Source organism: Methylobacterium sp. WSM2598 (assembly GCF_000379105.1).
GTDB lineage: Bacteria > Pseudomonadota > Alphaproteobacteria > Rhizobiales > Beijerinckiaceae > Methylobacterium.
In genome coordinates this window covers 1-25,462 of the sequence record NZ_KB900610.1, presented here as the reverse complement: position 1 = coordinate 25,462, position 25,462 = coordinate 1, and the positions used below count along the sequence as shown (strand labels likewise).

Sequence of the window (25,462 nt, the reverse complement as noted above, 5' to 3'; positions counted from 1 at the left end):
GCAGCGATTGGCCATACCTTGACACTCGACATCGAGCAGCCACGCAGGGGAGCCGACAGACGCGGCAAATCCAGCAAGGCTGAGGACAAGAACAGGAAAACCTAGTTTCATGGCCCTATTCCTTTGTTCGATCCCGAGCGGAGCGAAAGACGATCATTCCTCCGTCCCGATCACCTTCCCCTTCAGCGCGTAAGCGGGGTTTCGTCACCGAAGGCCGAAACGAAGTGGAGGACGGCGAAGCCGTTGACGGGAGCCTGTGTCGTGCTTTGCTGCCCTGATCGGCCCGGCTGTTACCGCCCCCGGCCCCTGCCTTTGTCCTTTTGGGGCTCGACCACCTTCATCTGATCGAGCCGCCAGGTGCGGGGTTGCTGAACCGCCTGCCTTTGCGATTGCGGCGCGGCCTGTCGCTGCGCCCTGGGCGCGACGGTTACGAACAGCTCATCGAGATGCCAACCCGGAATAGCCGGGGTCTGTCGATCGCCGTCGTCAGCAATGTCGGAAAACCTATCATAGACGCTATGTCTAAAATTTCCCCACTTCTGTGCGGCCGGAGAAAGCGCCATCTGAGCCGCCCGATAATGCACCGCCGCTTCCCAATTCTCGAAAAATGGAAGTGGCACGTCCTGGCATCGAACATACTCCGACGCGCAATAAGCCGCCCGCGCCAGATCAGCAGCAAAGAAGTAATTCAGCTCATCCTTGATGACATCGCGGAACACGTCCCGGTTAGGGCAATCGTCCGGAATGCCAAAGGAAAGCTCGCCAAAATCCACGCTTTCCATCGTTACCTCCTTTCATCAAGAGTAACATGCCGGCGCTTCATCCCGGCATGGTCATCCTTTGGTCAGGCGCTTCACTGACGAATGGCCGATGGCAATGGGTGAGGACGACCCGCCGCCGCTGGCGCCGTCGATCGTGACAAGGGGTTTTGTGGTCCCTCGCCCTCCGCAGCTATCGCGGCATTCGTAATAGCCGGAGGCGGCCCGCCTGCCGTTGCAGACGAAGCTGTTGCAGCGATAGCAGAGCGTCCAGACATCCAAAGTACCGCAGCGCGGGCAGGCAACATCATCCAGCAGTACATCATCGGCGGGAGCGGTTTCAGCCCGCTTTCCCTTCAGGAGCGCCTTGAGACGGTCAATGATGGGCGCTTTTTTTACCGGCTCGATGCTTTCGCATTTGAACTTCTGATCGGGTGAATAGCGACTGAAGGTCCCCAAGAATTCCCGGTCATGGACCCCGCAGGCCAGCGGCAGGATCAGGCGCACAGGCTTGCCGGTTCTCTCCCGCAGCTTTGCCAGCTGATGGTCGCGCAGCAGCGCCAGTTCGTTCTTGTGGCTCATTTCTTCCACCCTTTCCGCTCGAGGATCAGGGCGCGGGCTTCGTTCACCAGCCGCGCCAGGTACTCCGATCCGCCCTTGTCGGGGTGGACCGCCCGCATGGTGCGCTTGAACCGGATATCGAGATCGTCGCGGGTGAACGGCTCCGTCAGCCCCAGCAGGCTCAGCGCGTCCGCCAGACCATCGGGGACTGCCGTTCCTGTCCCCTGCCCTGACAGCTGCTGCCGAAACTCAGCCCAGGACATCTGACGGCGGAATTCCGAGCGCCATATCCGGCGCTGCGCCCGCCACTCTGCCCCTTGTGCCACGAACCGGTCAGCGTGATCGACGGCCCATTCAAAGGGCCATGCGAGCGCGACACCGAGGGCATCGGCTGCGGCGTAAGCCGCCTGCCCCGAAGTGCGGTTCATGCGGCGGCCGAACACCCGGAGCGTTCTGGATGCCAGCCGCAGGACATAGCAGGCCAAAGTTGCACCCGCCGCACCTGTGACCAGCTTCGCAGCCACCAGCACCCAAGGAAAACCCGCGTCCACGGCTATTCTCCTTTTTCGAAGGGATCGCTCGAATATTCATCCCGGTTGAACATTTCGTCGTAGTTGCTGCGGGTCAGCAAAAATGCCTCGCCCGACTCCGTGAACACGGCCACGGTTTGACTTCGACGGTTGATTTCCTTCCGCAATTCCTGCGGATCGCGGAGAAAAGCCGCGCCGGATATCTCCCACTCAAATCCGGTCGGGCCTTTCATCTTGCGCCAGAGGATGCGCTTGCCGAGGCGATCTGAAAGATACTCGGAACTCGATTTGTCATTCACGGCAAACACGGTCCAGATGCCCGCATTGCCTAAGAACGTCTCCCAATTCTCCGGGTACAGTTCCTTGACCTGGCTGATATTTTGAAGGATGGGCCAGAGTTTCACGCCATAGCCCGCCAGCAATCCTGCGGCCTTTGCGAGCAGCGTCAGCGGCCCGAGGCTGTAGAATTCATCCAGCAGAAACAGCGTGGCATGCTTTCCCTTTCGGCCGTCGGTCGCGGCCTTCAGGGCGAGATTGACGAACAACCGTAAGAACCGGGAGTGTTCGTCCAGATACCTTGAGGGCAGCACCAGATAGATTGTCGTGTTGCCGCCATTCAGATCGTGCAGGCTGAAATCCGATGCGCTCAGCGCATTCTGCATGCCCGCACTATCCAGCCAGTCCGTTGCGGTCATGGCCGTAAACTTCACGTCGGCCGTCGAATTCTCTCCGCCTGATTTCAAACCGGCAGCGCCGGAGGCGGCCAGACCGCCCATATCGGACATCTCCTCGAGCAGCTTGTCATCAAGCTTCACGAGCATTTCACGCACCGTCGCCAGGTTGCGCTTATCGTTCGGCACATTTGCCGACATCACCACAAGATCATTGACGCCCGCGATCAGCGTCCGGGCTGCATTGTCGAAGAACGCGCCGTTTTTGTCGCCGCTAGGCACCACACACGACTCAGCGATGGCGCGGACCTGTTCGACGTAATCCAATGCGCCCAGCTTGAGAGACGCCAGCGGATTGAACCGGGCGACCAGCTTTTTCAGCTCGGGGTCTTTAATCTCGCCCAGCGGATCGAGGATGCGGACGGTCTGGCCCATCTCCTTCCGCTTCAGGGCGGTAATGGCGGCATTCTGGCCCTTGGGGTCGATGACCAGCACACTCCCCGGCCATGTCAGCAGCGCCGGGACGATCTGCGACCGACCCTTGCCCGCCCTGTTGGTTGCCATCGTCAGAACGTGGCGGTCGTCGTGAATGCCGACCATCCAGTTCGGATCGTACTTCGACCGGCCAAGCAGGATTTGCCCCGGCTCCCAAGGGTTCGCCCACTCATCCAGCAGGCCAGAGAACCGCGCCGATCCGCCCATGCCGGCATGACGGTTGGCGATCAGCCACCGCAGGGGGCGCGTCGACCGGCCGAGGAATATCTTTATCGGCCTGCTGAGTAGCCACGCGGCCGTTGCGCCAGATGCGGCCGTCAGGGTGTAGTCGCCAGTCACCGCCCACACCGGCAGGCCAAACACCCCTGTCGAGGATGCGAACAGCGCGGATCGGTAGACGTAGCCCGTCAGCCTGCGCCCGATGGTCGAATTCCAGATGCCGTCGGACCAGCCCCGGCCCCGGCCTGCGTTGCCGATCGTCGACAGCAGCATGAGCGCCGCAATCAGCAGACCCGCGAGGATCAGTCCGCCCCACTGGTACAGCGCCGGGGCCTGAGCAGCAGGGCCGTGGTAGTACAGGAACAGCGAAAAGGCATGCGCATAGGTGAGCCAGACCCACCCGAACACGCCCGCGGCTATCAGCTGGATCATGGTCCCTACTCCGCCGCGTCGAGATCAGCCGGAGGAATCGCCTCGGCCTCGACATCTTCAGCAGGGCTTGCCGCAGGCACTGGCGGCGTCGTCATCGCGCCGTGCAGCGGGCAATGGGGAGGACCGCAATCGCTGATCCACCGGGCGGCCACGCGCGCCGTGTAGCCACAGCCCGGCGCAAGGCATTCGGCCTTGAGCATGCGCGTGGTCTGCTTTTTCTTCAGGGCTGCGACGGCGAGGCCGGAAAGCGTCACCTGGTCGATATTCAACCGACCGCGCGGCAGAGGGCCGACCCCTTCCAGCAGCTTGTTTAAACGTCCTGACAGGGCCTGCCCCGGCAGGGCATGGCTCATCTTGCCTTCCATCCCGAGCCGCAGGGCAGCGTCGCGGAATTCCTTGCCGTGCTTCACACCGCCGAGGGCTGCATGCAGCAGCTCATGCGCCAGTATGCCGGCAATGTCCTGCGGCTGATCGAAGTCCGCCCGGATGAAGATTTGCACGTACCCGTCAGCCGAGGCCGAGGCAGGCCATGTTTCAGCAGGCCAGACGCCCGGTCCCTTACGGTCCTCCCTCGGCGGCCGACCGCGCGAGGTGAAGGCTATCGTCCCCCGGATCTTGTCGGGGATGGTCAGGCCGATGCTGGCATAGACCGGCCGCAGTTGTTCGATGAGGTCCAGCAGCCACAGGTCCGGGCTGGCATGGACGTTGGGAAGGCGGGATTTCTGCATTGGAGCGCAGCCGTGGCAGAGTTACGGTCCCGCCTGGTCGCATGCGCGGCCGGATGCTGTCGTGGTCACGGATTGGTCGCATGGCGCAGCGTCAGATGTTCGATGAGCAGGCGCGGGAGAAGATCCGGCGCGACCTGTTGCGCTACAACGTCGCCTATAACCTCGGCGCTCCGACGCTGGCGAAGCTGATTTCTACAGCGAACGACGTCGACGTCGATCACCGCAGGGTCGGCCGGTTCCTGGCAGGCCATACGGAACGCAGGAAATCAGACGATCCCAAGCACAAGCCGACGAACCCTGACCCGATCTTTTTGGGCTGGTGCGCCAAATTCCTCGAAAGCGCGAAGTTGCCGCCCGATCCACTCGACGCGATGGCGAACAGCCTTTTGGCCGTGTATTCGTCCGGGCAGGCGATACCGATACCGGAAGGCGACTATTACAGCGAGGATTTCATTTTCAATTTCTCAATCCGACACCGTTATGCCGTCGTGGATTTTCAACGGTTTATGCAGCAATGGGCGGACGGAATTATCATTGCGGCGCAGTCGTCTCTGCTGATCGTCCTGAAGGACCGATTTAACAGCGCGCCGATGTTCGCCATCCTGCGGCCGTCCCTTGAGGGCATCTTGGTTACGAAGTCGGACACACAGCCGCTGAAATTGACGACCACTCCCCCCGTATTCGCTGTGTTCGCCTCAGGCAGCAGCGTCACCTATGCCGACCGTCCGACAATGGCCGACCTGAAGCATGCCATCATCAAGAACCGCGCGGAATGGGTGCGCGACATTCTCAGCATCGGCGTCGACCTGGCACCGGATGCTGAAGGTCGATGGCCGTCGACGATTGCCGGCATGCGTCGAGCATCGGAGGAAATTTGTGACATGCTGGCTGATGCGGAGTTGGCGGCCGGAAGTGTTTAAACAGCGCCATGCAGGATTTCTTGCATGACCAGCCTGTGACCAGCTATTACTGCGGCTTAAGCGTTGATTCATCGTATTTTAATTGCCATCCGTTACCCTAAGTGCAGCCGGTAGCGAGCAATGTTTATGTTCCACATAAACGCTCGTTAGGGGGGCTCCCCCTAAAACCCCGCTGGCCGGGTAAGGGTGTGTCATGGCGGGCGAAAATCCGGCCTACCGACGCGGCGGCAGGCCACGCATGAACGATCTGGACAAGCGCGGCGAGTTTCTGCGCGTCCGTGTGCGCCCTGATGAAAAGGCGGCCATCGAAGGGCTGGCGGCAGCGTCCAACCGCCCTTTACCCGATTACGTCCGCGATCAGGCCCTGTCGGGCCGTATCCTGGTCAAGCAGTTCCAGACCCTGAGCGCCTTGGACCGTCACGACCTGGCGCGCATCGGCTCGAACCTCAACCAGATTGCCCGCGTCTGCAACGCCACCGGGGACACCCGCCGCGCCCGCAATATCGAGGGCCTTCTGGACGAACTGCGGGAACTCCTGACCCGTCTCGAGGCAGCCGGAGATCGCTCCGATGAATTGGGCGAAGGGGCGCAAGACTAAGGGCCGGGGAACGTCTTTCAAAGGCGCGCTGCAATACGTCCTGCACGACAAGGAAGCCGAAACGGACGACCGGGTTGGCTTTGTCGAGATGCACAACCTGGCGACGGACGATCCCAAGCTGGCATGGCGCGAGATGATGGCGCTATGCGATGCCGCCGACGACCTGAAAAAGCGGGCCGGAGTGAAGGCGACAGGCCAGAAGCTGAAGCAGCCCGTCTATGCCTTCAGCCTCAGCTGGCACGTCGATGACAGACCATCCGACGAACACATGCTGGAAACCGCGCTCGACGCCTTGCGGACCCTCGGGCTGGAAAACCACCAAGCCGTCATAGCGCAACACACCGATACGGCGGCCCGACACGTCCATCTCATCGTCAATCTGGTCGACCCTGAAACCGGCAAGGCCGCGTCCCTGTCCAACGACGGCCACAAGCTGGACCGTTGGGCCGACGATTACGAGCAGGCGCAAGGCGTGATCCGCAGCCCCGGCCGCCGCGCGAAGTTCGAGGCTATGGACCTCGGCCGCAAGCCGCCAAAGAAGGACCGGAGCAAGGACAGCCGCGAGGAATGGGACGCCCGGAAGGCCGCCAAGACCAACCGGGCGAAGCAGCGCGCCGACGAGATCAAGGCCGCATACAACGCCTACGTCTCCCGCCTGAAGGAGACGCAGAAAACCGCCAACCTCGACCGCAAGGCAGAGGCCGACCGGCTATGGCAGCAGTATCAGGCCGACCGGAAGGCCATTCAGGACAGGCATAAGGCCTCCCCTACCCCGGCAACCAAGCCGAAGAAGGTCGACGCGGCGAAGGTGCTGGACGCGCTCACCCGTTCGCATTCCACCTTTACGCGCCGTGACGTTGTCCGCCACCTCGACCAGATGGGGTTAGATCAGGAGGCGTTTCGGGCAGCCGTGGAGAAGATCGCCGCTTCCCCGTCATTCGTGAAGCTCGGCAAGGACGCTGCCGGCGTCGAACGGTTCACCACCACGGAAACGCAGACCCTCGAGGCCCGCATGCTCCGGCATGCTGAGAAGCTGCACAGTGATCGGCAGCACGGCAGCGCGGCGCAGATGACCAGGCGCGACGTGTTCAACGGCCTGTCCAGGCTTGGGGCGCAGCAGCAGAAGGCCGTCGAGCATATCCTTGGAGCCGAGGGGCTGGCCTGCATCGTCGGGTATGCAGGGGCAGGCAAAAGCACGGCGCTCGGCGTGGCGCGCGAGGGCTGGGAAAAGGCCGGTTTCCGTGTCCGGGGTGCCGCCCTGTCCGGTATCGCCGTGGATGCGCTTCAGAAGGGATCGCAGATCGACAGCGCGACGATCCATAGCCTGCTGAACCAGTGGGAGAAGGGCCACGACAAGCTGACGGCAAAGGACGTGCTGGTGCTGGATGAGGCGGGCATGGTCGGATCGCGCCAGATGGAGCGCGTCCTAGGCGCAGCCCGCCAGGCAGGGGCAAAGGTCGTGCTGGTAGGCGATCCTGAGCAGCTGCAGGCCATTGAGGCAGGCGGCGCGTTCAGATCCATCGCTGACCGCTTCGGCGCGGCGAGGATCGAGGAAGTCCGACGCCAGACCCATGAATGGCAGCGTGACGCCACCCGCGAAATGGCGAGCGGCAGGACCGTTGAAGCCCTCGCCCGCTATGAGAGCGCGGGCATGGTGCATGCTCACGACACGAAGGACGACGCCAAGGCCGCGCTGATTGGACGATGGGCTGAGGCGCGGAAAACCGACCCCCACGCCTCGCAGATCATCCTCGCCTACACCAAGGCTGACGTGCGCGACCTGAACGAACGCGCCCGCCAGACGCGCCGTGATGCCGGCGAACTCGGCACCGATCGCAGGCTGAGAACCAATCAGGGAAACCGGACCTTTGCGACCGGCGACCGCATCTATTTCCTGAAGAATGACCGCAAGCTAGGCGTCAGGAACGGCAGCCTCGGGACGATAGCCCGCCTGCATGGTGATAGCGTCACCGTCAGGATGGACGGAGCCAACGCCCCGCTCATCACCTTCAGCCTGAGCGAATATGCCGACATCGACCACGGCTATGCGGCAACGGTTCACAAGAGCCAGGGCGTCACGGTTGACCGCACCCACCTGTTTGCGACCCGGCACATGGACCGGCATTCCGCATACGTGGGTATGAGCCGTCACCGGGAGCGGGTTGATATCCACTGGTCGAAGGACTCGATCAGCAGCCGGAACCGGCTTGCCAGCACCTTCAGCCGTGACGGGCGCAAGGATACGACCCTCGACTATCCCGGCAGCAAGGAGCCGTTGCAGGGGCTGGACGGGCTGAAAAGCGCCCACCCTCCGAACCGCCAGACCGCCATGCACACCGAACTGGCGAAGTTGGCGAAGGAGTTTCAGGTCCGGCTGGATGAGATGCGCGGCCGTCACGCGGCAGACGTGGCCGGAGAGCGCAAAACGTGGCGTTTGCTGGCAGAGGATCGCGCCAGCATCTGGAAGTCGCACCGCGACCAGTTCAACGGCCGAGGCCGGGCGAACGATGCAGGCCCCTCCCCTGCCGACCAGTTTCAGCGAGCATCGTCCGAGCAGGACCAAGGGATGCACACGGAATTCGGCCATGCCGCTCAGGAGCAGCAGACGGACAGCCCCTGGAAGCAGCGGCGCAGCGCCTCCGAACGCAAGGCGGATGGCAGCTACACGGGCCGCAGCCGCGACCCCGGACGCACCCGGAGCCGGGACCGCTAATGGTTCAAGCTTGACCGTATGGGCTTATACGTGGCAACGTGTATGCACGTTTGATTCCATGCCTTCATACTTGTTTCAGTCCATAGGCCTATGAATCCATAGGCGTTGCCACCCTCAGCCCTAGGCGGCCTCATGAAAACCGTAGCCATCATCAGCCAGAAGGGAGGCGTTGGGAAAACCACGCTTGCCACCGCTCTAGCCGTAGCAGCCGAACTGGACGGCAAAAGCGCTGCCGTGTTCGACCTCGACCCGCAGGCCTCGGCCAGCTTCTGGAAGGATGCGCGCGGGAAGGATGCCAGCCCTGCCGTGGTGTCGCTTCAGGCGTCCCGGCTTAAGGAAACCCTGGCACTGGCTGCTGAGGGCGGATGCGATATCGCGTTCATCGACGCGCCCCCGGTTGCAAAAGACATCGCCTTTGAGGCGGCCGAGCATGCGGATTTCATCCTGATCCCGACCCGTCCGGCCGTCCTCGACGCGGCAGCGATGGACAAGACCCTGAAGCTGATCCGGGCCTTCGCCAAGCCGTCCGCCGTGGTGCTGACCTTCTGCCCGACACAGGGCGGCCGCGAGATCGGGGACACCGAGGAAGCCGTGAAGCAGCTCGGGGCGACCCTTGCGCCGCTCCGCATCCACAACCGTATCACCTACTCTCGCGCTCAGCAGACCGGCCACACCGCCCAGGAGTTCGAGCCAGAGGGCAAGGCTGCGGAAGAAATCAAACACCTATACGATTATACGTGTATGAACCTATTCACCCAAACCGCAGAGGCCAAGAATGTCCGCCGCCGCACCGCGTAAAAGCTCCCTACAGGCCCTTCTCGACAAGCAGGCTGCGCCGCCCGCGCCCGAGCCTGTCCAGGTTGCGGAAGCGGAGAGCGTCAAGCCGGAGAAGGCCGCGAAGCCCAAGTTTTCCCGGCCATCCCGCGAGGGGACGAAGTTCGTAGGCGGCCACTTCCCGCCCAAGGTGGCGAAGGAGTTGAAGCTGCTCGCCGTGACGGAGGATACGTCCACGCAGGCGCTGCTCGAGGAAGCGATAGACCTCCTATTCGTGAAGAAGGGCAGGGGGCGGATCATCCATCCCGAGCGAGCATGAACCCATACGTGTTGATGTTCATACACGTTGAATTCCATACTGGTAGGTCGACACTGTGACCCAAAAGCGGGCCGTAGATCCTCAGTTCGACCTGTTCGTTCCGTACACGTCGGACCTCGCCTTCCGCGATACGCAGGAGACGATGGAGCGGCCGTTTTTCAGCCTTGCCAAGCGCAAGCGGCTGAAGCCCATCGAGTACACCAGCCCGGACGGGACCATATGGGTGAAGGTGTTCGCCACGCCTGAGTTCGGCATGGCTACCATCTGGGACGCGGATATCCTCATCTGGGCCGCCTCGACCCTGAACGCGATGCGGAAGAAGGGCATCAACGACATCCCCCGCACCCTGAATTTTCAGGCCTACGAGGTCCTGAAAACCATCGGACGCGACAGCGGGGGCAGGGACTATCAGCTACTGCGGGACGCGCTCGGCCGCCTGCAATCGACCACCATCCGCACCAACATCCGGCCCAAGGGCAAGAAGGAGGAGCGGCAGTTCAGCTGGATCGACAGCTGGTCAGACGTGGTGGATGAGAAAACCGGGCAAAGCGTCGGCATGACCGTCACCGTGTCGGACTGGTTCCACGAGGGCGTCCTGCTGGACAAGAACCTTCTGGCGATTGATCCGGCGTATTTCGGCATCACCGGCGGGCGGGAACGCTGGCTGTACCGCGTGGCCCGCAAGCATGCCGGCGCTGCCGGTCCCGAGGGCTTCGCCATCCCCATGCCGACCCTGTTCGAGAAATCGGGCGCGGAAGGCACCTATCGGCGCTTCAAGTTCGAGATGCTGGCGATTGCCAAGCATGCCTATGGGCCGGAAAGCGTCATCCCCGGCTATGACATCCTGATCGAGGCGACGAAGGGCGCGGAGCCATCCCTACGCATGGTCCGGCAAGGGCAGGATCGCAGGGCGCAGCCTGCACCAAAGCCCAACCCACCACAGCCGCGCCTCACGCCCGAACTGACCGACAGGACCATGCAGCTGGTGCGGCGCGATTTCCCCGGATGGGACCTGTACGCCCTGAAGGCCGACTTCGACGCCTGGCTGCTCGATAGCGACAAGCCCATGCCGGACGACTATCAGAAGGCGTTTTATGGCTTCGCCAAACGCCACCACGAGCGCCACGGCGCCTGAGCCGCACCGTCCATTAGGCGTTCCTGATATCCCGCCAAACCCGCACCCAGCCTCGCTTTCAGAGGGGCCGCCAGCATCCTCCGAAGGGGGGATACCGGACAAGTGACTGATTCGGCTTCGCGTTCGGGATTTCGGGAACGCCCGTCGGGACTTCAGGAACAGAAGCTCGGGACATCGGGAACGCTCAGTATCGGGACTTCAGGAACGAATTATCGGGACATCAGGAACGGCCTAAACGGCCAAGGTTTTGATTATGCACAAGTTTCCACAGGCGGATCGGGGCTTAACTCTTTAACCTAGAATCTATTAACTCTTTAAACCTCTTGCGGCCTTTTGTGACCTGTGCCAGCCTTGGCATCGTTGTATCACCGTACGCCTCAGTGCATGCATGCGGTGTCGGCTCCGCCGACGACTTCCCCTTTCAGATCCGACGCCAAGTCTACACGCCGCGCCCGGCCGTCAACGGCTTCGCCGTCCTCCACTTCGTTTCGGCCCTTCGGGTGACGGCCGACCGCTATGCGTGTGTTCGGAAATTGTCGGCTCCGAAGGAATGTCAGGGCTTCCATCTCACCAAAGGAATGGGACAGGCCGTATGGGACCGTTGGCAGGCTTTCAGCCTGCCAACGGTTTCAAGATTCCAGCTGTGACCAGCCGACGACCAGCCGAAAGGCCCGCTCGATAGTTGCGGTCTATCGCTTCACTGGCGAATCCTGCGCCCGGTCGAACCAGAGCAAAGGGGCTTGTCGATGGACAACCGAACCGTGGACGCCGAAACCCCAGCCATTCAGCCCAGCCGATCCGACGAGGGCGTGAGCGTGCCTGTCTCAGGCGGGCCAGAGATCACCCAGGAAGGCGGGCAGACGGCCGACAGGAAGATGCCCGGCTCCGGCCCCTACTTGGTCGAAACCAGCCAGTACGACAACATCGAGAGCCGCTACCGCCTGTCCGAAACCCCGCCCGAGGTGTTCATCCGGCAGCAGGCCGCCCTTGAGCGGCGGATTGCGAGGGAAAAGGCCCACTACGAACAGGGCTTCCCCATCGCCGGCCACGATCCGCGCGACCGTGGGAAGGGGAGGGGCCGCTAATCCGGCCTCCGGCCATACGCCGCGAACATGAACGGCAGGGCATGCTGCAGATCGCCCATAGCCTGCGAAAGGCCCCGCCGGTCCTCCAAGGCCCAAATCCGCACGGCCTCGCGCGCTGAATCCAGAACGATCTTTTCCGGGTTGTCGATCGGGAAATCGTCGACATCGATCCATGCCAGCCGCTGTTCGAGGTGTTCCTGTGCCGCCGCGTCGATATCCTGCTGCTGTTCAGGGGAGCGCGCAGCCGGAGGTGTAGCCAACGCCAGGCGCAGCTTTTCAGCCGCCGCCGCGTTTCTGGCCTTCCACTCCGTCACCCCGTCCATGACCTCACTCCCTGACGGCAAAATCCCCGCGGCTGTGACCGGACGCCTCGAGCGCCTTCAGCCAGTTCGGCACCTTACCCCGACCGGACCATTCCTCCCCCTGCGGGCCCCGGTACTTCGCGGCCACCTTGCCCCCGGCCTTGCGGCGCTCCGGTTCGCGGATCACGTCCTCAAGGCTGAGGTTCAGCTTGGCAGCCCGCTCCTCGAATTCGGCCTTCAGCTGGAGCCGCGCCGCATCGATCTTCTGCTGGCGCTCCGCCTGCGCCGCTGCGATCAGCTCACCCAGCTCCTCGGCGCTCATGTCCTTCAGCGCCTCGAAAACCGATCCCTTCCGTCCCTTGTCCGCTTCAGCCATTCTCAATCGTCCGGTTTGCCAATCAGGATGACATAAGCGAGCCGGATTAACGATCCTATGCCCGTCAGGGCATCGTTAGGATCAACGCTGACCCCGAAAATCTAATCGCCCATAAGCCTGTTTTAAATTCCCCCTACCTGACAACCATAAATCCCAGAGGCGACTCTACGGCCCTAAAAACCCGGTTTCCAGCGATCCGAGTTTATGAAAACCACCATCAGATCGTATTCGTGATCCCGAGCTTCTGGAAGAAAATCGGGTTCCGTAGGCGGGCGTCGTTCATCACCTTCCCGAACGGCACGATTTCCACGAAAGCGGCCGGATTGGTGGTGTAGCCAAAATAGCCCTCGCCATGGGGGGGTCTCAAACCGCCCGATAATCCGCTCCTCGAGCTGCGGGGGAATATCGGCCACAACGTAGCAGTGGAACGAGGTGCTAGGCCGAGTGCCTCTTATAGCGCGGCCCCTGATAGGTAGGCTTCAAATCGACAGGAAGGCGCCACACCGCGCACCTCACTGCCCAATTTGCGGGAAAAGTCGAGGCGCAGCCTTGTCGGTAGCGTCGCGGACGGGGTGTCTGTTCCCGCAAAGGACTCCGCATCCTTCTGCCAATCATCAGTTTTTAGGTATCAAGCGACGGACGCCCTGTCTGTACCGATCCTCCTCAGCACGCAGGAGAGTCTGAAGCGCACCCACCTTGTCGCGAGCATCAGCCAGCAACAACTCGTCCAGCCGTTCGCCCTCCGGGGCATACGCCAGGTTTCTCAGAATGGAACCCGCGATCGTATTTGGCGGGGCAGGCGAAAAGGCTTTCGGATAGTCATTGTAGAGCGGACTGAACACAGCATCATACTGAACATCGAGATCCCGCCCGACCGACCTGAAGGCCATATCAAGTGCCTGATTCCCCGGAATGAAATGGAGCGCTCGCGTGCCTTCCAAGTCACTCCCAAGACGCAGATCGAATTCATCACCAAACAGATAGCCTTTATCATCACGCTCCATGAAGCAGGAAACCGTTCCGTCCTCAAATTGAGACGAGGAGTAACCCTGATCACGCGCACCGCGCGGGAAACGATAAATGACCCTGTCATATTCCAAGCGCATCTCGTCTGCCGAAACTGTGAATGCGAGGCGCGTGCGGCCTGTGGATCGCTCACGGTGCAATGACAGAATTACGGAGTGCGCGACCCAAGCTGTCAGCGGCTTTTTGCTGGTATATCCAGATTTAATTATATCAAAATGAACTTCGCTGAGGCTTTCGGACGACGCATCAATCAGGCCGGATGGCGCCAAACCGTACTGTTCGATCAACGCATTTCTGATGCGCTCCGCCTCCAGATCTAGCAGGTCCGCCGGAAGGGCAGGCAACGCAAGTTCGCTCTGCAACCGTTGGAGGAAGCGAAGAGCGCAGGCGCGCTCGGCGTCTCGATGAGACACATACGCCTCGATGTCCTCGAAGTCGTAATCAGGAATACTCTCGGCATCTTTCCGGTGTTCCGACACCAGCGTTTCGTACAGCGCCTGTCGATCCGGCCCGTAGCGCTCGATGAGGATCTGCACCAGCTCGTCATCGTGAGACGGGCGGCCTTTCATGTCCCGAAGCGTAAAGCTTACGGCATCATCGACCGGCACAGGCGCATACAGAAACCCGATCAGCACCTTAGGAGCCAGCCAATGCGTGCTGCGATCCAGGCGGTCCCCATTCTCCCCGCTGGGTCCGATCACGGGGACATCGTCATCAAGCGGGTCGGGAACAGGCAGACGCAGGTTCGTCCAGCCCAGATTGTTCTGAAGGTAGAACGAGGTCCGGGCATCCATCCTGACGATATCCGCTTCAAGGTCGATCTCTCCGGCGGCATCGAAATAGGCGTTCAGATCGCCGGCCCCGGCCTCTACGGCGGCAAGCACGTCGTCCATCCGGTCGGTAAATTCCTGCCGCCCCGCTTCGGACCGGCGAAGCGACGATCGTGTGCGCGAGTCGAACCCTGTATTCTCAACGAGGTTCAGGACAGCCTGACGCCGAACGTCGTCCGGCGATGAGTGACCAGAGCGCGCAAGCTCTGCCCAGCCTTCCGCCAGCCTGAGAAAGACCCGCCCATCGGCCTGGTACTCTCCTGGCATGTCCGGCTCGCCCATGGCTTCCCCATCCAGGCGGATGAAGCGCTTGCGCTTTTTGAGGGCGCTCGCCGCGCCGTCGCTCCCGAAGGTCCGCCTGAAGAGGTCGGCGATGCGAGAGTGGGCTTTATCCGCTCCCTGAGCCTCGATCATGCGGCCTAGGTTTCGCGCGAGGAGTGGCCTGTCAGCCTCAGGTACGCGTCGCGAGGAAGACACCTCGCGCGCGATCTGATCCGCCTCTTCAAGGCGTGCACGGGTCTGCTGCAGGCTTTCCGCGTGCCGCGCGGCAGCAGCCACGCTGTCCGCCTCCTTTTCGTTCCGCTCATCTGCGAAGCGGGCGCGGGCGTCGATAACGGTTCCCTCAGACATGGGCCATCTCACGGCGTGCCTGGGCGGACCGGCGCTGCCGGGAGGGGCGCGTGCGCCTCAAGGGCATCGGATCACAGCGCAAAGCGGTCACGACCCGGTCTCCCTGTCCGACGATCAGTTCCACGCTGCGGGCTTTATCGACCAGGGCGTAATCGAAGCCTTCACTCATCAGCTCCCCCACACGCCGATGGGACAGCTTGAGCCGGCGGCGGCCCTGCATGGCGGGATAGTCGATATCGGCAAATTCCAGCACCAGAGCGACAACGTCGTCCGGGATGCAGCGCTGAGCGACCCTGACAGCCGCATGGCGGGAAAGCTCGAACTCATGGGCGGATGAGAAATCAAACAGCTCGGTCATCGGCGTGTCCTCGGTTGACGCCGTGAAGATGCAGGTCGGAAGGCCATCCGTCGCCCGCAATCTTGGACATTTTTCTGGGGGCCGTATGGGCAATTTTTGGGGGCGGTTTTGGGGGCGTCAAGGCACGCTAATGACGGACCCGTTGGAAACCGGGGCAGCAAGTCTTCCTGTCAGCCGTCAGCTACGAACCGGCGTCGGTTCGCTAGGAATGAGCCTTTAACGAACCGACCTTGACAGCCGCTTCCGACGCAAGGCGGACCTTGCCAGGGTCCAGTTTTTGGCCTGTGAAGGGGCGCAGTTCCCCTTGAGTGCGTGTCGGCGAAGCCGCGCGATTGATGTGGAGGTCGGCTAGCTATGTTCCAGGTCAACCGCGCCGAGAACCGCATCCGGCGGCTGGAGGAGCGACGCTTCGGAGATCTCGGACTGCGCGAGCGCGACCACCTACAAGAGTGGCTAGCCGGCCTGCCCGACGCCCTAGGCGAGGAACTCCTCATCATCCAGAAGGAGTTCGACGGTTTCGCGGACACGCGTGAGCGGCTTGACCTCCTCGCGCTAGACAAAGACGGCCAGCTCGTTGTCATTGAGAATAAGCTCGACGACTCGGGCCGAGACGTGACCTGGCAGGCGCTCAAGTATGCCGCCTACTGCTCAAGCCTGACCAAGGCGCAGATCGTCGACATTTTCCAGAGCTACCTCGACCGCCATGAGAAGGGCGCTAAAGCCGTCGAGCGGATCTGCGAGTTCCTCGGGGCGGAGGATCTACAAGAAGTCCAGCTCAACGCCGGTAATGGCCAACGGCTTATGCTCGTCGCGGCGAACTTCCGGAAGGAAGTCACGGCAGCGGTGCTCTGGCTGCTGAGCCACAACATTCGGGCGCAATGCTTTCGTGTGGTGCCCTACAGTCACGGGGACGAGCTCTTCCTAGATCTCCAGCAGATCGTCCCAACGCCCGAGGCCGCCGATTTCATGATCGGCATGGCGACGAAGGAGACAGAGGAGAAAACCACCCAAGCCGTGCAGAAGCCGCGTCACCTTCTGCGCCTCGCCTTTTGGGAGCAAGCGCTCGAACAGCTCCGCTCTGCTGGTCTCAGCCGCTTTAATTCGATCAGCCCCTCGCAGGAACACTGGTTGAACGCGGCCACAGGGATGTCCGGGGTGAGTTTCACCCTGATCTTCTCAAAGGATGAAGCACGAGTGGAAGTGGGCATCACGCGCGGCGACGCGACCGAGAACAAGTGGGTTTTTGACCAACTCCTCGAGCAAAAAGAGGTGCTGGGGGAGAAGTTCGGAGCACCGCTCGACTGGCTCCGGCTCGATGACAAGAAGGCTTGCCGGATCGTATACACACAGACTTTCGACGGCTACGACCGCGAGAACTGGCCGGCCATGATCGGCTGGATGACCGACCATATGCAACGCTTGCAGGACACCTTCTCCGCACCGATTGCGGCCCTCAATACTAGACTCAGGAACGGTCAAGGTCCTGCGGCTGGGCTTCGTCTGGCAGGCTGAGAACCTGATGATGACCGCGATGGTGACAGAGATGAACACCGGCACCGCCGGTTCGCTATGGGTATGCGAATGAGAACCGGCACTGTCGGTTCGCTATGAGTGCGCCTTTAGAAGACCGTCGTTCACGGCCGTTTCCGAAGGGACTGCCTTCCGCATAAGAGCGGCTTCTGGAACCTACGAAGCGGACCTTCGCCAATTGGGCGTTACGGAGCGCCGCAGTAATCGAGCGCCGCTCGCGGCAGCGCCCGATCCAACCGAAAGCTTGCTCGATGATCCAACGGCGCGGCTGATCAGGCGACCTTGGGGCTCAGCTCTGGCTGCCGGCCTGTCGCCCTCTCCCGGGCCACTTCGTCGAACGACGGCAACGGCTTGATGTACGGCTCGAGAAGTTGTGCCGCGCGTGCGGCCGTAAGCACCTGCGACGCATCCAGTTTGGTGATCACGGCCTTCTCCGGATCCGGCTCCCACACGTCCTCGCCAATGAGACGGCACTCGTCGTCGTAGGGCCAGATCATCTGGATCGTGTTGCTGTAGAGGTACATCGCGTCGTCGTGGGGCGTGAACCCCTTGCTGGCCAGAACCCGCTTCAGAATCCGCTCGGAGAGGAAGCCCGGCAGGACTGATAGTGCCCGGCTCATCTTGAGTGAACCGCCCCAGACCTGCTGGTGCAGGGTGGAGACGGAAGCGATGTAGTGATCCGCGACCGCTACTTCCTCGTAATCGACGTAGAAGATGTTCTGATTGGTCTCGGCCCACATCTTGTAGAGGCTCTTGATCGCGTCCTTGCCTTCAAGCTCGGCATTGGTCTCGCCGGCATGGAAGTGATAGATGGCCTTGTCGGACATCATCTCGGGCGCGAAGATCTCTTCGTAACGGCCGGCGATCTCCAGGTAGCGGTGGCGGTAATAGGCGTGGAGCATGAAGCGGTGACGTGGATTGTCCGTCACCTCGAGCAGCCGGTCGATGGCCGCGTTCGTCTTCGTGATGTCGAGCTTGGAAACGTCCAAATGCGCCATGATAGCCTCCATCTCTCGTGGTGGGTGGCCCGGCCGTGGTCGGGCAAGAGTGGGTGCAGCCTTCGCCCGGCTTGTCAGTGCGGAGCGGATCTTCGGCACGCCGCCCCGAGGCTTCGGACTTCGTTCCCTTCGTTCCCTTCGTTCGCAGTCGAGCGCGAGCCTCAGTACAGGAAGGCCCGCCGGAAGCGGCGCCGGGCAATGCCCGCGAACGAAATCGGCGTCAGCGGCCGGCCGAAGATATCGATGAACACCGACACCTCCCCGCCGCGGGTCGGCATGTCGCCCTTCAGGATCTTGACGGTGTAGGTAAGGTCCTCGCCGTTCAGGACCGGGTCCTGCAACTCGGCCACGATCTGCGTGAGCTTGTCGCCTTCCAGCAGCGAGATGTCGGCGTTCGGCGGGTCGGATTTGAAGCTGTCCTTGCCCTTGGCCCAGAGCGGGATGAACGCGGCCGTCTTCATGTTGCCCGCGATGCGCTCGGGCCGGTCGGAGAAGAACACCGTGACCGGGCTCACGCCGCCCAGGGTGACCGTGTTCGCGGTCTTGTCGAAGGTCATTCCTCTCGCGGTCTGCACGAACAGGAAGTCGGCCGTCTTGAGTTGCTCGGCGGTGGGTTGCGCCAGGGCCGTCCTGAGCGAAGCCAGGGAGGGCACTGCCAGAGCGGCGGCGACCATCAAGCTGCGGCGTGTCCTCATAGTCCTGCCTCCCGAAACAAGCGAGGCTGTCGCAGCACCCAGCGACTGGCCTCGTCTTCCGTCGCTGCCGGCTGGGCGTGCTTGTGCATCGCTCGCAGTAGCCCGTGCTGCCCGCCTACAGCGTGGCGCTGGAGCTGCGGATGACCGGCGGCGGAGCCCAGGAGCCACTCAGCAGCGCATCCTTCGGCCAGTAGTTGCGCAGCATCAGGATGAAGGGCCCCTTCGGGGCCGGCAGCCAGTTCGACTCCCGCTGTGTGCCGGGGCTCTCGTTCTGGATGTGGAGGTCGACCGAGCCGTCCGGATTGAGCTTGAGGTCATTGCGTGGGCTCACCGTATAGCGGTGGAGCGGGTTCTCGACGAAGAAGTAGTCCGCGTCGTACATCGTCAGCGACCAGAAGCCGTTGACGGGCGGCAACTCGCCGGCCGGGAAGCGCATCACGTACTTCGAGGTGCCGCTCAGCTGGCGTCCCGCGGCGTCGACCTTGGTCAGCGGGTAGACCGCGTCCTGCGGCAGGTTGCAGCCAAGCCCCACCGCGGTGATGAAGGCGCGCTGCAAGTAGTCCTTGCCGTAGTCGCCGCCATTGGTGGTGAAGGTCCAGCCGTTCACGTGCTCGCCGGCCGTCTTGATGTGTTCCATGATGCGGGCAAGCCCTTCCCTCGGCGCCCGCTCGATTGCCTCGCGGGTGGCGGGCGGCAGGCTTGCCGGATCGAAGGGCTGGCCCGGCACGATGCCAAGCGAGGCCATCTTGGCCACCGGCACTCCGTCGGCGAGTGCCGGCGGGTTGTCCTTCATCAGAGCGGCCAGCAGGTTGAAGTAGGTCATCGCATCCATGCGGTTGACCTGCTCGCGCACGGCCGTCTTCGTGTCGATGCTCGGATCAACCCGGCCGGCCGGCGGCGTGTACGACTTTCCGGCCGCGCTCGCTGGGATGAGCCTGTACTGGTCCTGCAGGGCGTGTACGGCCTTGTAATCCTCGGGCGTGCCTGTGCAGTAGGTCCGGCCGATGATCCAGATCAGGTTGGTCGGCGCCTGGATCAGCTTGGCGCCGGACGGCACGCTGCCGTTCCAGCCAGGTCCGGCGAGGAAGTAGGTCTGCGGCCCGGTCCCCGTCGTGCGCTTGCCCGGCACGGCGAACACGTTCGTCCACGCGCTGAGCATTGGCATGAGGTAGTAGCGGCCGTCCATGTCCGGGAGGCTGAAGAGATAGGGCTCCTTGCCGACATCCATGAAAGCAACGGAGTAGAGCGTGTCGGCGTTGGGCGCCGTGACGGACTTGAACTCCGGACCTGGGTACTCGCGGGCATGGGTGAACTGGCCCATCGGGGCGCCCTTGAGACCTTCGGGCGCGGCGACGTTGGTCAGCACGCGCCGGGTCATCTCCATGGTGACCAGCGGGTAGCCGTAGATGTAGGCGTCGGTCGCCATCTCCAGCGGATCCGCGACCGCATGGTTGCCGATGACCGGCGCATCCTGGCCGGCGGACTGTGCCCAGGCCCGTGGAAGGACGGGGCCTACGAACGGGACCGCGGCGGCGCCTGCAGCGAAGATGCGTCGGGTGACATCCATGAGTGCCTCCTGAGAATTGCCCGCTCAGGCAGGCCGTTTCGGTGTCGCGCCCCGCCGCCAGTCTGGGCTCGGTCGGATCGGCTTCGCCAACTCACAGTTCGAGATCCACATCGGATCGCAGCGCGCGGCAGCATACCGAGGCTGAGCAAGGCAGCTTGATCGAATGAGACAGCGGCCCGGTTCGGCCCGGAAGCGCACTGTATGTCTCACGGTCTAATAGGTCTTGCCCGTGTGGGATGAGCCGAATGGAACGCCAGCCCTTGTCTTCGAGCTTTGGAACGTGGCTCCAACTCGGGTCCATGAGCCATTTGGAATGGTAGGCCTTCCGCCACGGCACGCGCCGGCTTCGGTTCGGTATGGGTATGCCTTTATCGGACCGTCAAAATCCTGGTCCGATAAATACCGTTTGACCATTCAAAACGGACCATTATTATGAACCCTATCCAAATCGGACCAAAAGGGGGGGTCATGTTCGTCCGCGCCTATCTTCGAGCCTCCACCTCCGATCAGGACGCGACCCGCGCGCGTGCGCAGCTCGATGCCTTTGCCGAGGAGCGCGGTCTGACGATCGCGTCGGCCTATATCGAGAATGAAAGCGGGACGACGCTGGCGCGGCCCGAGCTGTTCCGCCTTCTGCGGGATTGCCGGCCTGGCGATATCCTACTGATCGAGCAGGTCGACCGGCTATCCCGTCTGACCGAAGAGGACTGGCGCAAGCTGCGGGCGGAGATCGACGCCAAGCGGGTGCGCATCGTCTCCCTCGACCTGCCAACCTCCTGGAGCTTTGCCGCCCCCACCGATGAATTCACCGGCCGGGTGTTCCAGGCCATCAATGGCATGATGCTGGACGTGCTGGCTGCTGCTGCCCGCAAGGACTACGACGACCGGCGCCGCCGACAGGCGCAGGGGCAGGCCCGCGCCAAGGCTGCCGGCCTCTACAAGGGGCGGCCGGAGGACAGGGCCCGCAACGAAGCCATCGCCTCCATGCTGCAGGCGAAGCAGACATGGGCGCAGATCATGGCCGCGACCGGCTGCAGCCGGACGACGTTGCAGCGGATTTCAAAGCGCATGAAGGCCGCGTAATGGCGCTCCGGTTCAACATGCTATTGCATGACGCCGGCATCGCCCTTTCGGATGCCCGCCTGCTGCGGCAGCAGGCGGGCCAGATCTGTGCCTAAAATCCCTGGGTATGTCAGATCAGCGAACTGGCCGGGTTCCGTCCAGCTCTGATGCCGCTATCGGCCCGCCTTCTTGGCGGCAGCTTCGATCCAGGTGCCTATATTATTGCGCCCGTCATTATAGACCCAATCATATGTAGGATAGATAGAGGAGAGGAGCACCTTCTGTCCGTTCAGCTCGGTCTGCCAGTTATCAAAAGGGTTTGCGCCTTGAAGATCGGTAAATCCATCCACATTTTTCACGTTGTGAATGTAAATCCCAAGCATGCCCTTTTTGAGCTTATGGCTCTGCGAAATTTCGTATCCGACGTGCTTCCGCTGAGATGTCTGTGCGCCGATTAGAACAACCGTAACAGACGTCCCCTTCATCTGCCCATCAATCCACCTTTGAATGGACGCATCGTCTTTTTTCTTCACCTCTTCCCATTCAGCAGCGTCCCAAAAGCCTGAGTCAATGCGGTCCTGGGTGACCCAGCTATTACGCACCTGGCTAGCGCGCCATGAGTCCCGCTGATGATGAAAACTGAAGAACGTGTGGCGTGCCATACTATGTCCCTGACGTTAAAACGTTAATGAGGTCGAGCAACGGACCGAGCAGAGTTTCCGGCTTGTCGGTCGGCTCGCCTAGTCCTTCCAGCAGCTTCCTGACTTTTGGCGGAGCTGAAGGAAAAAATCTGTCGAAGTCCTTCGTGACCTCGTTCCACAACTCCGCTGACATCGATCCAGAAGCACCGACCGGAACTAGAAAGAGACCTCTTTCCTTGGCCAATTCAAACTCGCTTCGCATACCGTCCGCTGTGACGATCGAAGCGCCAACCTTCTTATTGCCCATCACGAAAACGGCGATGCCAGCCTGGGCGATCAGCTCTACGCGGTAGCGTGTAAATGTCTTCTGACGCTCGTCTGGATCTTTGATCCCGATCGGAAAAGGCCGCAGCACGAGCTGTTCGTCCACGCTACGCTGACGCGTCGAGTAAATCTGCTGCACGGCTCCGGTAACGACCGCGCCCCCAATGCCGACGCCGAAGCCGCTCGTGATCCGCAGGTCCTTTTCGATAAGCGCCCTCGACAGCTTGGCAACGAACTCCTCGGTCGCGCCCTGGCCCCAAGAGCCATAGTCAGCGGCGCTGCCCGATATGAAAACCGTGCGGCGGCGATAGCGATCCTCGAGCGTCTTAAGCAACGTGGTGATCTGGGGAAAATCGTCTACAAAGATCGTCTTGATATTGAAGCGCATCAAATCCTGTGTGACCAAATTCTGTTTGGTCAACGCATATTGATATTCTGCTTCCTTTTCGCCTTTGAAGCGAGCACGCCTGCGGGCGATGCAGTAATGCTGCCTTTGATGGTTCGTGAATGTGGCCCGTATCCTCGACATGATAAAATCGAGGTTGGGATCAGTAAAACTGAAACCCAGAAACAGAAACGTCTTTTCTACCAGGTCGCCAGACAAAGCGGTCGTGAACGGGCCATGGGTCTGATGGTACCGCTCATAGTCGTCCTTGCTCAGAATTGCTTTGTCCGGATGCTCGATGTCGCCATGCATTTTATACACGACGGCATCGCGCCCGCGCCTCGTCGTGGCGAGATGTTCCTGAGTGTATTTTGTATCGACGCGCTTGCCGCCGGCCTCGAGAGCTTTCTCGATGAGACGGTCATAGTTCGTCGTCCAGAACGTCCGGATTGGCAGGCGTGCCAGAATTTCGTGGTTCTCTGTCGGAGCCTTCAGATCGGAAAATTCGTCAATCAGAAGCTGGCTCAGCTGATGCCGGTTCGTGGCGTTGGAGTTGAGGTGGTACTGCGCAAGCGCGACCAGATCGGTTTCCTTGCTGGCGTCTAGGCCTAGCGTCTGCGCCACTTCCGACAGAAGCCCTGGCCAGTCGACATAGCCTGCCGCCTTCGACAGACCGGCACCGACGAACACCGCGGCATTGTCCGCGTTCAGCTCCTTCAGGTACTTGGAAAGAAAATCCTCCGTGTCCCGGTCGGCCTGTCCGGAAGGTTTGGGCCTTTTCATCGTGCAGCCTCCGCCGCCGTGTGTGCAGCGAACGCGGTCCCGAAGGACCGCAAACTAGATTGTTCAAGGGGTCTAAGCATCCGCCGTGTGAGCCAGTTTCGCTGTTTCCGGATCATAAATGTATCCAGTGATCGAACCGTCTTTGATACGATCTACGGCCTCGTCTATGGCAAAGAGTGGGACTAGAAACCATTCCTTCGGCACTACAGGTTTGCCGAAGCGGTCCTTGATCTCAATATCGACGCGCGCATGTCCGAAGATCCGGTGGATCAGGTTTTCCAATTTCGCGCGGTTGATATTGAACAGCTCATAGGTCGCGACAATCTCCACATCGGCCATCAGAAAGGTTGGGTCGATACGGGCATTAGCTATCCGCCGCTCGACGCTGCCGCTCGTGACGCCGATTTTATGGAGGATATCGCGGTGAGCGGCGACGGTCGGATGATCTGCCTTGCTGCGCAGGACGTAGATTTTACCGCTGGCCTCGTCCCCATCCTCGTCCTTGTCCGCGAATAGAGGCCCCGCCGTTGGCTCGGTGATGCGCCGGCCTGCATCATCCTTGTAGAGGGCGCGTTGCAGCGACCGCAGAAGCAAGTCGCTCTCGGTGCCGTTGGAATATATAACCCTCAGCCGGGCGTCCGACTCTCCGTTTGGTGCTTTTATAGCTTCTCCAACTGACGCAACGTAGGCCGTCTGCCCTCCTAGAATAAAGAACTGACCTGCCGCGATTTCTGCCTTTGAGAACCCGGCATCTTTGACAAAGGGCCTTGTTGTGCGAAGTCCTCTGGCGAGGTCGTTTTGAACCTGCTCAAAAAGCGGTTTGAAGTTTTCGAAATCCGGACACTTTTCCCTGGTCGCGATTTCTTCCGCCTCGCGCTTGTCGACACTGCTACGGACATGGCGCAACTGCGTGATGTCGGATGATCCTGCGGCTCCCTCCAGCTCTGCCAGTAACTCATCGTCGTCCATCTGCTCCGCCGGCGCGACGGGCGAAGCCTGGGCCTGGGTCAGCAATCCCTGATGGTCGAACGCCGCCAGGAGGGAACGACACTCCTTGAGCGCCCGGAGCCGGTCGAGCCGCACGGCGCAGAGCCGTTCGAAGATGTCACCATCCTCGCCATGCTGCGGGACGCGCCCATGCGTCTGCACGAAGCGCTGTATGTCCTCGAAGCCGGCAATCACCCGCTCCTCTTGGGGCGACCGCCCGCCCCTCTTTTCCGGCTGGGCAAAGTCCTCCAGTTCGGAGCGCAGCTCATCAAGGTCGAGATCACTCATAGCGGCCCTCATCCTTGAAGCGGACGAAGGCGGCTGCGCCCTCGGCCATGCGTTTCTCCCAGGCGTCGGTCGAGCTGATCGACGGAAGGCGGCCCCGCTCCTTCTTGAACCGGACGGCACGCACCGCCAGCTCCTTCGCCTCCTCGGGCGTCAGGGCCGTTCGCTTGGCGGCAATCGCCGCCGCGACCTGTTTCAGGCTGTCCTCGCTCATGGTCTTGGCGAGGATGGAATAGGCTTCCCCGAACGGGTTGACCCGGTCGATCAGGTCGATGTCCAGCTCCCGCACATCCATCGCGAATTTGCGGACGCCATCGACAAAGGCCGTGTTGGCCTTCTCCTCCAGAAGCGAGCTGCCGGAGGCGACCTCCTTGGCCTTCTGCGTGAGATTGAGCGCCGCCACGGCATGCTGGCGGATGGCTTCCTGATCCTCATCGTCCAGGTGCGGGTACTTGTCCTTGATGATCTTCCCCATACGCACCTGGGTAAGCTCCTCGGGCACCAGCTCCTCATCGAACAGGCCGCGCTCGATCGTCGTCTTGTCCTGCACGAAGGCGGCGATCACCTCGTTCAGGTCCTCCTGACAGATGCGGGACGCTTCCTCGCTCTTGGGCGTAGCCAAGCCCTTGATCTCGATCTGGAATTTGCCGGACTCCTCGTTGAAGCCGACATTGCACTTGTCCGGATCGTAACCCCCCTCGCCGTAGTCGAAGCCGGGGGCGGGGCCGCTCTGTGGGTTCTTCGG

The 25,462-nt window shown here is 61.7% G+C and carries 24 protein-coding genes and 1 pseudogene; 9 read left to right on the top strand and 16 right to left on the bottom strand.

Features of this window, described 5'->3' with window-relative positions; genetic code table 11:
* Positions 1 to 290: 290 nt before the first annotated feature.
* Genes MET2598_RS41855 through MET2598_RS37935 form a run of 5 tightly spaced genes read right to left on the bottom strand, consistent with a single transcriptional unit; the run spans position 291 to position 4,394 of the window.
* Complete coding sequence (locus MET2598_RS41855; RefSeq protein WP_157182363.1) at positions 291 to 782, bottom strand: hypothetical protein; 492 nt, start codon at positions 780 to 782, stop codon at positions 291 to 293.
* A gap of 51 nt (positions 783 to 833) precedes the next feature.
* Complete coding sequence (locus MET2598_RS41850) at positions 834 to 1,340, bottom strand: hypothetical protein (RefSeq protein WP_157182362.1); 507 nt, start codon at positions 1,338 to 1,340, stop codon at positions 834 to 836.
* The gene (locus tag MET2598_RS37945; RefSeq protein WP_018263999.1) at positions 1,337 to 1,870 is read right to left on the bottom strand and encodes a hypothetical protein; all 534 of its coding nucleotides are present in this window, start codon (positions 1,868 to 1,870) and stop codon (positions 1,337 to 1,339) included. The genes MET2598_RS41850 and MET2598_RS37945 overlap by 4 nt, the downstream gene beginning before the upstream one ends.
* Positions 1,871 to 1,872: 2 nt before the next feature.
* Positions 1,873 to 3,666, bottom strand: coding sequence for a type IV secretory system conjugative DNA transfer family protein (locus tag MET2598_RS38365; RefSeq protein ID WP_018263998.1), 1,794 nt, complete (start codon positions 3,664 to 3,666; stop codon positions 1,873 to 1,875).
* Between the two features lie 5 nt (positions 3,667 to 3,671).
* A complete protein-coding gene (locus MET2598_RS37935; RefSeq protein WP_018263997.1) occupies positions 3,672 to 4,394 on the bottom strand; it encodes a hypothetical protein in 723 nt (240 codons plus the stop codon).
* 80 nt (positions 4,395 to 4,474) lie between these two features.
* Between MET2598_RS37935 and MET2598_RS0134995 the strand changes: the two genes are divergently transcribed.
* The 7 genes from MET2598_RS0134995 to MET2598_RS0134965 all read left to right on the top strand — a co-directional run bounded on the left by MET2598_RS0134995 (position 4,475) and on the right by MET2598_RS0134965 (position 11,938).
* The gene (locus MET2598_RS0134995; RefSeq protein WP_018263996.1) at positions 4,475 to 5,314 is read left to right on the top strand and encodes a hypothetical protein; all 840 of its coding nucleotides are present in this window, start codon (positions 4,475 to 4,477) and stop codon (positions 5,312 to 5,314) included.
* Positions 5,315 to 5,552: 238 nt separating this feature from the next.
* Complete coding sequence (locus MET2598_RS0134990) at positions 5,553 to 5,912, top strand: plasmid mobilization protein (RefSeq protein WP_018263995.1); 360 nt, start codon at positions 5,553 to 5,555, stop codon at positions 5,910 to 5,912.
* Positions 5,884 to 8,625 carry an AAA family ATPase gene (locus MET2598_RS38360; protein WP_051086626.1) on the top strand — a complete coding sequence of 914 codons (2,742 nt, stop codon included), beginning with the start codon at positions 5,884 to 5,886 and terminating at the stop codon, positions 8,623 to 8,625. The genes MET2598_RS0134990 and MET2598_RS38360 overlap by 29 nt, the downstream gene beginning before the upstream one ends.
* Positions 8,626 to 8,757: 132 nt before the next feature.
* Positions 8,758 to 9,423, top strand: coding sequence for a nucleotide-binding protein (locus tag MET2598_RS0134980; protein ID WP_026191105.1), 666 nt, complete (start codon positions 8,758 to 8,760; stop codon positions 9,421 to 9,423).
* Entirely contained in the window at positions 9,401 to 9,718 is a 318-nt protein-coding gene (locus tag MET2598_RS0134975) for a ribbon-helix-helix domain-containing protein (protein WP_018263993.1), read from the top strand. Before MET2598_RS0134980 ends, MET2598_RS0134975 begins: the two co-directional genes overlap by 23 nt.
* Positions 9,719 to 9,773: 55 nt before the next feature.
* On the top strand, positions 9,774 to 10,853 hold the full coding sequence (locus MET2598_RS0134970; protein WP_018263992.1) for a replication initiator protein A: 1,080 nt from the start codon (positions 9,774 to 9,776) through the stop codon (positions 10,851 to 10,853).
* Between the two features lie 746 nt (positions 10,854 to 11,599).
* A complete protein-coding gene (locus MET2598_RS0134965; protein ID WP_018263991.1) occupies positions 11,600 to 11,938 on the top strand; it encodes a hypothetical protein in 339 nt (112 codons plus the stop codon).
* On the opposite strand, the gene MET2598_RS0134960 is transcribed toward MET2598_RS0134965, so the two are convergent.
* The 4 genes from MET2598_RS0134960 to MET2598_RS0134940 form a co-directional block, all read right to left on the bottom strand.
* Positions 11,935 to 12,261, bottom strand: coding sequence for a hypothetical protein (locus MET2598_RS0134960; RefSeq protein ID WP_018263990.1), 327 nt, complete (start codon positions 12,259 to 12,261; stop codon positions 11,935 to 11,937). The genes MET2598_RS0134965 and MET2598_RS0134960 overlap by 4 nt on opposite strands.
* Positions 12,262 to 12,265: 4 nt before the next feature.
* Complete coding sequence (locus MET2598_RS0134955; RefSeq protein ID WP_018263989.1) at positions 12,266 to 12,616, bottom strand: H-NS histone family protein; 351 nt, start codon at positions 12,614 to 12,616, stop codon at positions 12,266 to 12,268.
* A 614-nt stretch (positions 12,617 to 13,230) separates the two neighbouring features.
* The gene (locus MET2598_RS0134945; protein WP_018263987.1) at positions 13,231 to 15,102 is read right to left on the bottom strand and encodes a hypothetical protein; all 1,872 of its coding nucleotides are present in this window, start codon (positions 15,100 to 15,102) and stop codon (positions 13,231 to 13,233) included.
* On the bottom strand, positions 15,095 to 15,460 hold the full coding sequence (locus MET2598_RS0134940) for a hypothetical protein (protein WP_018263986.1): 366 nt from the start codon (positions 15,458 to 15,460) through the stop codon (positions 15,095 to 15,097). The genes MET2598_RS0134945 and MET2598_RS0134940 overlap by 8 nt, the downstream gene beginning before the upstream one ends.
* A 354-nt stretch (positions 15,461 to 15,814) precedes the next feature.
* Between MET2598_RS0134940 and MET2598_RS0134935 the strand changes: the two genes are divergently transcribed.
* Entirely contained in the window at positions 15,815 to 16,972 is a 1,158-nt protein-coding gene (locus MET2598_RS0134935) for a DUF4268 domain-containing protein (protein ID WP_018263985.1), read from the top strand.
* 290 nt (positions 16,973 to 17,262) lie between these two features.
* Here the strand turns inward: MET2598_RS0134935 and MET2598_RS37925 are convergent, their stop codons facing one another.
* From MET2598_RS37925 to MET2598_RS0134920, 3 genes are all read right to left on the bottom strand, one after another.
* Positions 17,263 to 17,988: a hypothetical protein gene (locus MET2598_RS37925; protein ID WP_198293089.1), complete on the bottom strand. Its 726-nt coding sequence runs from the start codon at positions 17,986 to 17,988 to the stop codon at positions 17,263 to 17,265.
* A gap of 161 nt (positions 17,989 to 18,149) precedes the next feature.
* The gene (locus tag MET2598_RS0134925) at positions 18,150 to 18,662 is read right to left on the bottom strand and encodes a hypothetical protein (protein WP_018263983.1); all 513 of its coding nucleotides are present in this window, start codon (positions 18,660 to 18,662) and stop codon (positions 18,150 to 18,152) included.
* Between the two features lie 136 nt (positions 18,663 to 18,798).
* Positions 18,799 to 20,250, bottom strand: a complete 1,452-nt coding sequence (locus tag MET2598_RS0134920; RefSeq protein ID WP_018263982.1) for a DUF1254 domain-containing protein — start codon at positions 20,248 to 20,250, stop codon at positions 18,799 to 18,801.
* Positions 20,251 to 20,718: 468 nt separating this feature from the next.
* On the opposite strand from MET2598_RS0134920, the gene MET2598_RS0134915 reads away from it, so the two are divergent.
* Positions 20,719 to 21,333: a recombinase family protein gene (locus MET2598_RS0134915; RefSeq protein WP_018263981.1), complete on the top strand. Its 615-nt coding sequence runs from the start codon at positions 20,719 to 20,721 to the stop codon at positions 21,331 to 21,333.
* A gap of 152 nt (positions 21,334 to 21,485) precedes the next feature.
* Here the strand turns inward: MET2598_RS0134915 and MET2598_RS40285 are convergent, their stop codons facing one another.
* The 4 genes and pseudogenes from MET2598_RS40285 to MET2598_RS0134895 form a co-directional block, all read right to left on the bottom strand.
* A complete protein-coding gene (locus MET2598_RS40285; RefSeq protein WP_084674069.1) occupies positions 21,486 to 21,974 on the bottom strand; it encodes a TIR domain-containing protein in 489 nt (162 codons plus the stop codon).
* A gap of 1 nt (position 21,975) precedes the next feature.
* A complete protein-coding gene (locus tag MET2598_RS0134905; RefSeq protein ID WP_018263979.1) occupies positions 21,976 to 23,445 on the bottom strand; it encodes an SIR2 family protein in 1,470 nt (489 codons plus the stop codon).
* A gap of 72 nt (positions 23,446 to 23,517) precedes the next feature.
* Positions 23,518 to 24,720 carry a GIY-YIG nuclease family protein gene (locus MET2598_RS0134900; protein ID WP_018263978.1) on the bottom strand — a complete coding sequence of 401 codons (1,203 nt, stop codon included), beginning with the start codon at positions 24,718 to 24,720 and terminating at the stop codon, positions 23,518 to 23,520.
* Positions 24,713 to 25,462 (bottom strand): annotated as a pseudogene (locus MET2598_RS0134895) (DEAD/DEAH box helicase); the annotation flags it as partial. The gene MET2598_RS0134900 and the pseudogene MET2598_RS0134895, both read right to left, overlap by 8 nt.